Here is a 12,537-nt window from a genome sequence, read left to right as displayed (position 1 = left end):
TAAAAAAATAGAAAAAATGAAACGATATAAATTCATCATATTTAGTACCATCCTGGCACTTTTCAGTACTGTAGCTTGTACTGATCTGGAAGAGAATGTACTTGACGAGCAACTTGGAGGCAACCTTGTCAATAATCCGTCAAATGCGCAAGCATTGATCAATCCACCATATGCAAGTTTGAGAAGAACCATTGAGTGGAGTAACTACTGGGGACTGCAAGAAATAACCACTGACGAGGTGATTATTCCAACGCGTGGAACCGACTGGTATGATAACGGTGCTTGGCAACAACTTCATTTGCATACCTGGAACTCAGATCACATGCGTTTCCAAAATGTTTGGAATCATTTAACTCAAGGAGTTTCGCGTGCCAATACGGCCATAAACTATATCAGTCAATTTCCTCAAAGCACAACAAACGATTTATTCATTACTGAGGCTCGTTTTCTTCGTGCTTACTACATGTACTTAATCAACGACCTTTTTGGACAAGTTCCTTTTAGAGCTGCTGACGAAACTGACTATTCTGCTTCTCCGGAAGTGCTTAGCCGTAAAGAGGCTGCTGATTACATTATTGATGAGCTGAAAGCAATTCTACCAAACCTTAAAACAAAATCAGAAGTTGGATCAACCCGGGCAACCGTTGGTGCTGCACAAACACTGCTGGCTAAAGTATATTTGAATTACGAAGTGTACACCGGAGAAGCAAAATGGAACGACGCCATTAGCTATTGCGACCAATTAATAAGTTCTTCAGATTATGCAGTGGCTGATGACTATTGGTCCATGTTTCAATTTGATGTAGCTGAGCACCCAGAATTTATTTTGAGAGTGCCAATGAGTGATGCGGTTGACTATGGCGGCGATGTTCAATGGACTAATTTTGCGTTGCATTACAGTCAAGAATTTGGTAATTTCAATAGTATTTGGAATGGCCCATCAACCACATCAACCTTTTTCAATACTTGGGATACTGAAAATGATGCACGCTTTCAAGATGATGGAATTAAGAGCGTTACAGGGTTTAATCAAGGTTTCTTAGTTGGTCAACAATTCGCTGTTGATGGATCAGAATTATTCCTTCGAGATAATACAACACCATTGGTATTTGTACCTGAAATTGATATACAAAGTGCACCTGAAAATGCAGGTATTCGAGTCATGAAGTTTGCTCCTGATCCAAATACCGTTGACCAGTTCCGTTCGCCAAACGATGTGCCAATCATGCGAATTTCAGATGTTTATCTGATTCGTGCTGAAGCCAAATTCAGAAGCGATGACGAAGACGGCGCATTAGCAGACATCAATTATATACGAGCTAAAAGAAACATGGATGGTAAAACATTGCCATTGTTAACTTCACTGACTCTGGATGACATTTTGGACGAAAGAGGCTACGAATTGTATTGGGAAGGGCTGCGTCGTCAGGACTTAATCCGCTTTGGTAAATTTACCAATGCTTATCAGGAAAAAGAAGCATCTGAAGCTTTTAGAACAATATTCCCTGTTCCAACATCAGCTGCTGATGTTAACGAAAACCTGGACGCGACTCTAGGAAATCAATAAATGACATAATTAGAAACAGGCTGCTGAGAATCGAATAGCACAGCAGCCTGTTTTCGATTTTCATATGGAACTCGTAATCGCTCTTCTGGGGGTATTCGCTTTTACATACTCGTTTCATGTCTTCACTTGAATCAAATACAATGAAATTAAATTTGAAATATTCTGTTGTTATAATCCTTTTCACAACTCAGGCTGCACTTTCACAAATCAACCCGACCGAAAAATACCCGGATTTGTTTGAAGCTGTTCAGATGGAAGAAATCTTTCAGGATCAAAAACGATTTGTAGATTGTCCAGCGAAAGTTGATCCCGATTCTGTAAAACGGGCCTATGCTGAATTAAAAGATCAATCACACTTTAAATTGAAGGATTTTGTCGGTCATTATTTTGATACGCTTCAGCATGACACCACAGCCATGTTGCAGCACATCCACTACCTGTGGAACAACCTGACAAAGCAACCTAAAAGCCACAAACAGTATTCGTCGTTGATCAGCTTGCCGCATGCGTACATTGTTCCGGGTGGGCGCTTTAAGGAAATTTACTACTGGGATAGTTATTTTACCATGTTGGGTTTACAAGAGGATAATCAGGTGGAAATGATTCAAAATATGGTGGATAACTTCGAATACTTGATCCTGAATTACGGACACATCCCCAATGGAAACAGAACCTATTATTTGAGTCGTTCGCAACCGCCGTTTTTTGCGTTAATGGTTCAGTTGCTAGCCGAAACACTAAATGATGAAACTATTCTGGTGCACTACCTATCGGCTATAGAGAAAGAATACACCTATTGGATGACAGGTGAAAAAGTAGTGAAAGTTGAAGGCGGCCATTTGAATCGGTACTGGGATGAATTGAACACGCCGCGACCGGAATCCTTTAAACACGATGTGGTGTTGTTTGAAGAAGCGGGTAGGGATTCATCCATGTATCGCGATATCCGTTCTGCCGCCGAATCGGGTTGGGATTTTTCGACCCGCTGGTTTGAAGATGGCAAACACATGAAAACTATCGTAACAACCAATTTTTTACCAGTCGACCTGAATTGTTTATTGTACAAGTTAGAATCGACAATTTCGCAGGCTTATGAGTTAAATATGGAACTACGAAAGGCGAACGATTATGCAGAGCGTGCTGAAAACAGAAAAAATCTCATCTTGAAATATTGTTGGGACGAACAGGCCAATTTCTTTGTTGATTACAATTTTAAAACAGCATCATTTTCGAAACAACATACGTTGGCAGGTATGTTTCCCCTTTATTTCAATCTAGCTACAAAAAAGCAGGCTGAGCTGGTAAAAGACAAAATTGAAGCTAATTTCCTGAAACCTGGAGGTGTGGTTACAACTTTGGTTGAAGGAGCTGGTCAGCAATGGGACTACCCAAATGCCTGGGCGCCATTGCAATGGGTTGCTTACCGCGGATTGCAAAAATATGGCTATGACGACTTAGCGAAACAGATTGCAAAACGTTGGATAAACCTAAACATCAAAGTCTATTTCGAAACAGGGAAAATGATGGAAAAATACGATGTCGTTGATCTGAGTCGTCGTGGTGGTGGTGGCGAATATGAAACTCAAGATGGCTTCGGCTGGACCAACGGAGTCTTTCTGAAGCTTTGGAGTGAAACAAAAGAGTAACAATTAATTTTTTTAATCCGAAATAATGAAAAAACTAATAATCCCAATTTTATTAATACTGATTTCAGGGAGCCTGAAAGCAGAGAAACTGGAATCTCCAAGTGGAAATTTCGTTTTGACATTTGCAGTTGATCAAGGAATCCCTACTTATGCATTAGACTATAAAGAAAAGCCTGTAATCACGGAAAGTAAATTAGGACTTGAATTGAAAGATGCAGAATCGCTGCTCTCTAACTTCGAAGTTGCGAGTGTTAACCGATCAACGTTTGACGAAACATGGAAACCAGTCTGGGGGGAGGTGAGTGAGATTAGAAATCATTATAATGAAATGGCAGTCAACTTAAACCAGACCACATCTGATCGTAAGCTTATTGTCCGGTTTCGTTTATTCGATGATGGGCTTGGTTTTCGTTATGAGTTCCCGGAGCAGGATAGCCTGATTTATTTTGTTATAAAAGAAGAGCGTACGCAATTTGCGATGGCTGGTGATCATACAGCCTTCTGGATTCCTGGCGATTTTGATACACAGGAGTATAATTACACAGAGTCAAAACTGTCCGAAATCAGAGGTGTCATGACTGATGCTGTAACAGACAATGTCTCACAGCAAACCTTTTCACCAACTGGAGTGCAAACCGCTTTAATGATGAAAACCGAAGATGGTTTATACATCAATTTACACGAAGCAGCCTTAGTCGAATATTCATGCATGCACCTCAATCTGGATGATGAAAATATGATTTTTGAGTCATTTTTGACACCGGATGCTGTTGGAAATAAAGGATACATGCAGGCACCTTGCCATTCGCCCTGGCGTACCGTTATTGCCAGCGATAAGGCCGCTGATATTCTAATGTCTCACATCACGCTCAACCTGAATGAGCCATGTGCTTATGATGATACTTCGTGGATTACGCCCGTGAAATATATTGGCGTTTGGTGGGAAATGATTACCGGGAAAAGTACCTGGGCATACACTGACTTACCAAGCGTAAAATTAGGCGAAACGGATTATTCAAAAACGGTTCCTAATAAAACACACGCTGCAAACAATGAGCACGTAATGGAGTATATCGATTTTGCTGCAAAACATGGCTTCGATGCCGTTTTGGTTGAAGGATGGAATGAAGGATGGGAGGACTGGTTCGGAAAGTCGAAAGATTATGTATTCGACTTTGTAACGCCATACCCCGATTTTGATGTGAAAAAATTACAAAGCTATGCTCAAAGCAAAGGTGTTCGATTGATGATGCATCATGAAACTTCCGGATCTGTTCGGAATTATGAACGCCACATGGATCAAGCATATCAGTTTATGGTTGATAATGGGTACAATGCTGTAAAAAGTGGCTATGTTGGTAACATGATTCCGCGCGGCGAAACACATTACGGACAATGGTTGGTCAATCATTATTTGTATGCGATTAAAAAAGCTGGGGAGTATGAAATCATGGTTAATGCGCACGAAGCAGTTCGTCCAACGGGTTTATGCCGCACTTATCCGAACCTGATTGGTAATGAATCAGCTCGTGGCACCGAATATGAAGCGTTTGGTGGCAATGATCCGGATCACACGACCATATTGCCATTTACCCGCCTGATTGGTGGCCCAATGGATTATACTCCAGGTATATTTGAAACGGATATCAGCCAGTTAAACCCCGATAACACATCGAAAGTAAATACAACTATTGCACGTCAACTGGCGCTGTATGTAACCATGTATAGTCCGTTGCAAATGGCTGCCGATTTGCCCGAAAATTATAAAAAGCACCTGGACGCTTTTCAATTTATAAAAGATGTCCCGGTTGATTGGGACAACACCAAGGTGTTGGAGGCAGAACCCGGCGATTACATCACTTATGCACGGAAAGAAAAAGGGACAGATAATTGGTTTATTGGACGAACAAATGATGAAAATGCCCGGGAATCAACTATTTCGTTTGATTTTCTGCCAGCAAAGAAAAAATACATCGCAACAATTTATTCTGATCGAAAGGATAGTCACTATCGCGATAATCCGAAAGCTTACCAGATTATGAAATACTTAGTTGATAGCAAGAGTAAATTATCTCAATATTGCGCACCGGGCGGGGGATATGCAATCAGTTTAATTGAAGTTGATGATACGATGTCAACTAAGAAGATGAAAAAAATGTAACGAAATTATGTAGCTAAAATAGAATTTGATTTCAAAGGCATTGACCGGTTAACTGGTCGATGCTTTTTTTATGCTTCAGCCAGCAGTTGAATGGCTTCCTGTTTTAGTACCGATGGTAATTGAATTTTACGTCGCTCAATGCTTAATAGCCATTTTCTCACTTCTTCACCATCTAAGGTGTAAAGTACGTCACGAAACTCATCAATTTGTTCATCCTCATACTCATTCGGATTGACTCCTTTATATCGATCCAATTCTTCGTCCTCAAAATAAACAATCTCATCAGGGTTATTGAGCATTTCTTCAAAGTCGCATATTTCGTGGGCGCCACAGCAATCGAGAGAAATATTCGTTTTTTCCTCCGGTTCTGATGTTTGTTTCCCAAAACGGTTGGATAACCAGGTGCCTAGCGCTAAAAGCAAAAACAATCCCACTAAAATTCCTACTAAAACAAGCATACTTTTATTTGTTAACTGATCTCATAATAACAATTCGAAGAATAAGCTGTTCGAATAATTTTTAAATATTGCGCGCAAAGTTAGCAGTAAATTTAAATGGTATGAATTAACCACGGATATTGTTGTACACTTAACGTAAGCTGAAAATTGATCTTTGGCGATTTTTGTAATATATTATAGATTTAATATTCTAAATTTATCTCATTCCCTGTTATTGAAAACATACTTATATCTCGACTATTTCCCCAAATTCTCACAACTTAGTCAGCTAATACCATAGTCGAAGAAGCTGAATTGCTATGGATTGTTTAATTAAAACAAACATCCTTAAAAAATCTTAAAACAGTTTTTTAACAGGTTGAAAAGAGCAATTTTTGCCAAGAAAATAATCACGACCATCAACATGTTACGACTTCTGAAAAATAATTATTTTAGAATATTACTTCACCTATTTATATGTGTCGTGTTTGTGCTCGTATTTCCATGGTTACTCTTCTATCTGAATGATTTTTTCGATGTTAAGCATATGATATTGACCGCAGTAATACTGGTGTCGATCTTTTACTTGAATTACTATTTATTAATTCCTCAATTTTTATCGAACAGAAAATTTAAGGAATACGCCGGCACTGTTATTGGCGTATTAATAATTGTTTATTGTTTATCTACTTTAAACCAACCTAAGCCCTCTGAATTTAAAAAGGAGTTCATACCTCCTCCCATTCGATTTAAAAAGGAATTCATACCTCCTCCCATTCGAGAGAATTCAATGGCGTTTGTCGATGTGAAACCGGCGCGAAAGCATAGATTCTTTGACTTTGGCATACTTATTTTAAGTACAATTTCAATTGCTGTGAGTACCAGTATATATGGAACAAAAGAGTGGTTTGTAAATGAAAATCAGCTAAAAGAAATTGAAAACCAGAAATTAAGCGCTGAGCTTTCATTTCTAAAGGCTCAAATAAATCCCCACTTTTTCTTTAATACACTCAACGGAATTTATGCGTTGGCAAGGAAAAAGTCGGATCAAACACCGGAAATCATTTTAAAATTATCGGAATTGATGCGCTACATTATTTATGAGGCAGACACAGTTAAGGTGCTACTAAGCAGAGAGGTTGCTCATATAGAAAACTACATCGAACTACAAAGAATAAGGCTAAATGAAATGTTTGATGTGTCATTTAATGTTAAGGGAAATACTGGGTTAAAACAAATTGAACCTCTATTATTTTCAGTGTTTCTTGAAAACGCATTTAAGCATGGAGTTGATTATACCCAGCCTGGAGAGATAATGATTAACTTGGAGATTAGAGATGATGAATTGATTTTTTTTATTCAGAACCCCATTGCTAAAAGAGTGCCAAAATCAACTAATGGAAATAATGGAGTTGGCCTAAAAAATATCAAAAAAAGACTGAATCTCGTTTATCCACGTCGACATGAGTTAACAATCACTACAAATGACAATAAATATACTGTAGAACTTAAACTTTCGCTATCTGAAGCATAGTTCTTTTCGGAATATAGATATACATCGATTACACTTTTAAAATCAATAAAAAATGAAATGTCTAATTATAGATGATGAGCCCTTGGCGCAGCAGATTGTTGAAGATTATATTAAGATGATACCGTTTCTGAAACTGGAGAAAAAATGCAACTCAGTTTTTGAAGCACTGGATATTATTCAGAGGACGTCGATTGACTTAATATTTCTTGATATACATCTGCCAACTGTTTCGGGAATTGAATTTATAAACAGCCTTGAAAACAGGCCCATGTTCATTTTTACAACGGCCCATTCGGAGCACGCTTTGGAAGCATTTGATTTAAATGCATTAGATTATCTATTAAAGCCAATTTCATTTACACGGTTTCTAAAAGCTGCTAATAAAGCTTATTCTATTTACTCCACAAATAGTCCTCAAAAAGAAGATGATCATGTTACGTTACAAGAAAACGATCAAGAGTATATCTTGGTAAAGTCTGATTATAAATCAGTTAAAATTAAATTGAGCCAAATTCTATACATCGAGGGCTTAAAAGACTACGTTAAGATTTACATGCAGAATGAAGATAAGCCTGTTATCACGCTGAACTCATTAAAACGAATGAGCGAAAATTTACCTGACGGAAAATTTTTACGTGTCCATAAATCATTTATAGTGAATACTAACAAAATAAAATCAGTCACAAAAAACAGAATTATTATTCACGATCGCTGGATTCCCGTAGGAGAGAGTTACAAGAGTGACTTTCAAAATTCGGTAATTAATAAGTTTGCATTGTAGCTTAACGAACTGCTCACGTTTTAGTGAAAAGCAAAATGAAAGCCCGGGAGATTTCTTCCGGGCTTACTTGTATTGCGCTGAAAATAGCGCGACAACTTGCTTGCTACTAGTTGTATTTTCTTCGAACGAACCAATTGTCTTTTAATGAGAAACCGACTTTTAACCGGACAAATCTTTCCTTGATCAGGTTTTTATTACTAGTACCGTATTGCCCAAGCTCAACACTGAAATCAATCGTTGATTTTTGCTTTTGAATCGGCAATCCTAGTCCAAAAGAAAAGACTTTTTCGTCTAGCTGAATATCTCTTAATTTGAGATACGACTTATTGTATTGAAAACCGGCTCTATAGCTAACTCTTTTAAAATAGTCAGCTAAAACATTAGTGGTTGGTTTGTACTCAAATCCACCGTTTATATAATACGTGTCTTCTAGGTCAGCACCAACAGTATTATACGATTCGTTTGACCACAGCTGAAGCCCGGCGTCCACAGATAATTGGAATTTCTCATTTTTTTGCCAAGTCACGCCAAGACCATATTCTTCTGGAATTGGGAACATCTCTTCTGATTCATCCTCTGAGTCGATTATTATGTCATTCTCGTCATATGAGGTGTTTTCTCGGTGGGTGACCAGTTCCTGTTTCGGACAATAGATCAGTCCAAAATTCAATGAATTATTTTTATTCAGTAAAAGTTGGTATTGCACCCCGAACTGAAAATAGAAATTGTGAAAGTAATTTGTTGTCTCATTATAAACCGAAGTAATCCCCAGGTTGGTTAAATCGTGATACTGTGTTTGTTTCTTATTTCCAAATATGAAGGAAGACTCAATTCCCAGCGACAAATTTTTCAACGGACGAACTGCTGTCGAAAAATAGACTCGACTTAAATCTCCCGATCCGGTAATATCCAACGGATATGCTAATTGAACACCTTCGACTAACCCCGTTGTATTTATTTCGTAGCCGATAGAACTGTATGGATTAAGACCAAATCCAGTAGCTAGCCATGGAGTAATTTTCAATCCCATAGCCAAATAGCTTAAATTCCCATTGAAAGTGTTGGCTTTATGGCGACTATTGTCATAATTGGAGTACTCTCCATTAATACCTATTTCAAGAATAAACGATAGGCTGTCGATGCCCGTGTAAGAAGCTGGATTTAGCGTATTCAAAAAATTATCCGATTGCATACCTATTCCAGCGTTACCCATCGCAGAGGTATGAGCATTCGTTTGTGATTTTAATTCACCTAAGCCATACATTGAGTAAGGTGAATTGGTATTGTTCTGACTGGATCCGTTAAAGCTAATGCATGCGAAACAGCCAATTAATAGGGTTTGAGTGATATATTTTTGCATCGGTTGATTATTCAAAAGTTAAAAAATAGAGATTCAAGGTTGGATTATTTCGGCTACTACTTTCTCCTTCTAAAATTAATTGGTCAGCCTTTGAAAGTAGATCGGAATAGGGAACCGTAACTAATAAGCCATTATTTGTATCGTAATAAGCTCCTGCTAATGCAGAAGAGATAAACCTGCTGATATCGACAGTGTAATAGGAATTCTCATTGTACAGTTCATCTTCGTTTAAATATGCTTGAAGTGAGTATTCAGCGTTGTTCGAAGTGTATGTTAGCTGATCTCCAATTTGATTTACCCGATCGGTTTCATAAAAGTCCAGTGCTTCCGGCATATCGCCTGAATAGGATTCGGGGGCAGGTCTTAGAATTAATTCTGCTTTGAGCAATACTCTGTCTTTGAGTGCAAAAATGTCGTTCAAGCTTGGAAAATCTACTCGCACAATGATCCCGGCACCACCTTGAATATAACTCACATCGCCGGTCGCTTTCGAATTCATTTCTTCGCGTTGACTTGAGAGGTCTGCAAAAGCAGTTCCTTCGCGATCAGCTTTTACTCCGTTGAACTGGCTATTCTCATCTGCCAGGGTAAACTGAATCGTAGTTTCAGTTGTCTCCAATCCAACCGTATGAAAGTACATATTGATTAAAACTGAGTCTGAACTAAAGCCAATAACTGATTGCGGTGCATTTTCTCCGGGTTTAAGAACAAAACCCTTCAGGTATTCTTTAAAGTTATCATTATTAATAAACTCTTCAGCGTCGTCTTCCCTTGCCAGAGCGACAAGTTCTTTGCCAAACTCATCATCTAGCCTAAATTCAATGTAGTCATTTTCGGACTGATAAATAAAATCATGCTGCCCGCAAGGAACGGTTTCGCACGGAAAGCTCGTGGTGTTGAACAAGTATTGTTCTGAATAATCATTTTCCTGAAATTCAATCTGCTGTGTTAGACGGAACACAGCAATAGACTGCATTTGTGCTGTGTCTCCCTTTGTGTAATCGGCATAATTAAGCTGTATTGTAATGGAGTCAAAAATGGCTTCTTCATCAAGAGCTAACAGAGATGATTGCCTATCGAAGTTGAAATATCCGTTAACTTCAAATTGGCCTGTTGTTTCACTTTCAAGTTGGCCAACCAATAAAATATCAGTTCCGGATGTTGGAATCGAATCAAGTTTTATCGTCGACAATTTCACACTAAAGCTGTCGACAACGCTAATCTCTGATTTGGATTCAACCAAGTCAAGTCCCAGATTAAAAGACTCAGTGTCTTGTTCGCAGGCAGTTAGAAGTGTAGTTAAAATAAATAAGACGGCAGTTGCTCTTTTCATATTGTGATGATGGATTTACTTTGAACGACGTTGTAACTTCTTTTGGACAACGGTTTGTTTGATGCAAAGCAATAGTTTCGTCTATATTCTAGAAATAATAATAGACTTAGATCGTTAATTGATCTTCGTTCTGGCGTATTATTCAGACGAATTGCCAATTGATCTTTTTCTTCCGTTAAGTGGTGTTAAAAAGCTTGATAATTATTAACATTTAGATCTTTTATGTCGACATACTAGATGTTGGTCACCTAATAAACCCGATTGGTAGTTACATACCCAATCTTAGTCTATCATTTTTTTTTCACCCATTCAATCCGTATAAATTTGGCATCAAAACAGAATAAAATAGAGCCATGATTAAAAAGAGAATAACAGAAATGATTTGGTTAAAGTCCGTAGTAAAGATTGGAATCGCAATGTCGATTGTAATAAGTCTATATTCGTGCAAAGATGATGACGATGAAAATTTAGTAGGGAACTGGGTTAAACTGGGAGAATTTAGTGATGACGGCAGATCAGATGCTGTTGGGGTGGCATTAGGCGATAAAGCTTATGTAGGATTAGGATACGATGGAGAAGATCGTCGAATTGATTTTTGGGAATACGATCCTATAAATGATTATTGGTCTCAGAAAACCGATTTTCCAGGGGCTGCCCGAAATGGAGCTGTGGGTTTTAGTGCTTCAGAGAAAGTCTTTTTCGGAACTGGATATGACGGAACCAATAAGCTGAAAGATTTTTACGCTTTTGATCCTTCAACTAATGAATGGACTCAGATTGATGATTTTCCTGGATCAGCAAGATATGGAGCCATAGCAATGAGTATTGGTGACAAAGGATTCGTTGGAACCGGATACGATGGTAGTTACAATAAAGATTTTTACGAATATGATCCATCAACCAGTCAATGGACCGAAGTTGTTAGTATTCCCTACAAGAGACGTGATGCTATGAGCTTTGTTATTAATGGAGAAGGATATGTAGTTGGAGGAATAAATAACGGAACCTATAATAGTGATTTCTCAAAATATGATCCTGTAACTAATAGTTGGACAACTCTTCGCAAGATTTCTGATGCGACGGATGAAGACTTTGATGATGAGTATGACATTACCAGAATAAATGCAGCAGCATTTGTAGTGAACGAGAAAGGCTATATTGCGACAGGAGGCAGAAGTACAACAGGGGGAGATGTTTGGGAATACAATCCGGCAACCGACCTTTGGACCGAAAAAACAGAAATATATGAAGATGGAGAAGGTGGAGCCGAACGCACTGAAGCTATAGGTTTTACTATTGATGGTATCGGATATGTGTTGTTAGGAAGAAATAGTAGTTATTACTTTGACGACGTATTACGTTTTGAACCTTATGCCGAAATGAATGAATATGACTAAAGATTACTTCTATCCATTGAAATACGTTGTGATAATCCTGCTTAGTGCAGGATTATTGCTTCATAGCTGCAAATCCAAAACAACAATACACCTGGAGATTATGCCTGTAAAAAATGGATGGGGCTATGTCTTGAAAAAGGACACCCATGTTTTTATTAAGCAGGAAATAATACCTACAGTAATGGGGCATCAGTTTTTTAAAACTGAAGAAGAAGCAAGAAAAGTTGGTGAATTGGTATTGCAAAAATTTGAAGCAGGCAAATCCCCGTCGATAAAAAAGGCTGAGCTAGATAGCCTGAATATCCACTATCGATAGTGCGA

General features: G+C 38.2%; 10 protein-coding genes. 7 read left to right on the top strand and 3 right to left on the bottom strand.

The window, feature by feature from the left end:
- Nucleotides 1-16 precede the first annotated feature (16 nt).
- The 3 genes from GR929_RS02350 (at nucleotide 17) to GR929_RS02340 (ending at nucleotide 5,374) form a co-directional block, all read left to right on the top strand.
- The gene (locus GR929_RS02350; protein ID WP_159517303.1) at nucleotides 17-1,567 is read left to right on the top strand and encodes a RagB/SusD family nutrient uptake outer membrane protein; all 1,551 of its coding nucleotides are present in this window, start codon (nucleotides 17-19) and stop codon (nucleotides 1,565-1,567) included.
- 140 nt (nucleotides 1,568-1,707) lie between these two features.
- Nucleotides 1,708-3,213, top strand: a complete 1,506-nt coding sequence (treF, locus tag GR929_RS02345) for an alpha,alpha-trehalase TreF (RefSeq protein WP_159517302.1) — start codon at nucleotides 1,708-1,710, stop codon at nucleotides 3,211-3,213.
- A gap of 25 nt (nucleotides 3,214-3,238) precedes the next feature.
- On the top strand, nucleotides 3,239-5,374 hold the full coding sequence (locus tag GR929_RS02340; RefSeq protein WP_159517301.1) for a glycoside hydrolase family 97 protein: 2,136 nt from the start codon (nucleotides 3,239-3,241) through the stop codon (nucleotides 5,372-5,374).
- Nucleotides 5,375-5,442: 68 nt separating this feature from the next.
- Here GR929_RS02340 and GR929_RS02335 read toward each other — a convergent pair whose 3' ends face one another.
- Nucleotides 5,443-5,832: a hypothetical protein gene (locus GR929_RS02335; RefSeq protein WP_159517300.1), complete on the bottom strand. Its 390-nt coding sequence runs from the start codon at nucleotides 5,830-5,832 to the stop codon at nucleotides 5,443-5,445.
- A gap of 532 nt (nucleotides 5,833-6,364) precedes the next feature.
- Between GR929_RS02335 and GR929_RS02330 the strand changes: the two genes are divergently transcribed.
- Both GR929_RS02330 and GR929_RS02325 read left to right on the top strand, forming a co-directional pair.
- Nucleotides 6,365-7,345 (top strand): sensor histidine kinase, encoded by a 981-nt coding sequence (locus GR929_RS02330; protein WP_159517299.1) that lies wholly within the window; start codon nucleotides 6,365-6,367, stop codon nucleotides 7,343-7,345.
- Nucleotides 7,346-7,397: 52 nt separating this feature from the next.
- Nucleotides 7,398-8,126 (top strand): LytR/AlgR family response regulator transcription factor, encoded by a 729-nt coding sequence (locus GR929_RS02325; protein ID WP_159517298.1) that lies wholly within the window; start codon nucleotides 7,398-7,400, stop codon nucleotides 8,124-8,126.
- Nucleotides 8,127-8,232: 106 nt separating this feature from the next.
- Here the strand turns inward: GR929_RS02325 and GR929_RS02320 are convergent, their stop codons facing one another.
- Nucleotides 8,233-9,486 (bottom strand): type IX secretion system membrane protein PorP/SprF, encoded by a 1,254-nt coding sequence (locus GR929_RS02320; RefSeq protein WP_159517297.1) that lies wholly within the window; start codon nucleotides 9,484-9,486, stop codon nucleotides 8,233-8,235.
- Between the two features lie 7 nt (nucleotides 9,487-9,493).
- Nucleotides 9,494-10,819, bottom strand: coding sequence for a DUF4270 family protein (locus GR929_RS02315; protein ID WP_159517296.1), 1,326 nt, complete (start codon nucleotides 10,817-10,819; stop codon nucleotides 9,494-9,496).
- Nucleotides 10,820-11,172: 353 nt separating this feature from the next.
- Between GR929_RS02315 and GR929_RS02310 the strand changes: the two genes are divergently transcribed.
- Complete coding sequence (locus tag GR929_RS02310; protein WP_235934017.1) at nucleotides 11,173-12,216, top strand: Kelch repeat-containing protein; 1,044 nt, start codon at nucleotides 11,173-11,175, stop codon at nucleotides 12,214-12,216.
- Entirely contained in the window at nucleotides 12,209-12,532 is a 324-nt protein-coding gene (locus GR929_RS02305) for a DUF4907 domain-containing protein (RefSeq protein WP_159517295.1), read from the top strand. The genes GR929_RS02310 and GR929_RS02305 overlap by 8 nt, the downstream gene beginning before the upstream one ends.
- Nucleotides 12,533-12,537 lie beyond the last annotated feature (5 nt).

Source organism: Sunxiuqinia indica (genome assembly GCF_009847015.1).
GTDB classification, from domain to species: domain Bacteria; phylum Bacteroidota; class Bacteroidia; order Bacteroidales; family Prolixibacteraceae; genus Sunxiuqinia; species Sunxiuqinia indica.
The sequence above is the reverse complement of the archived record's forward strand: the minus strand, read 5'-3'. Positions and strand labels throughout refer to the sequence as shown.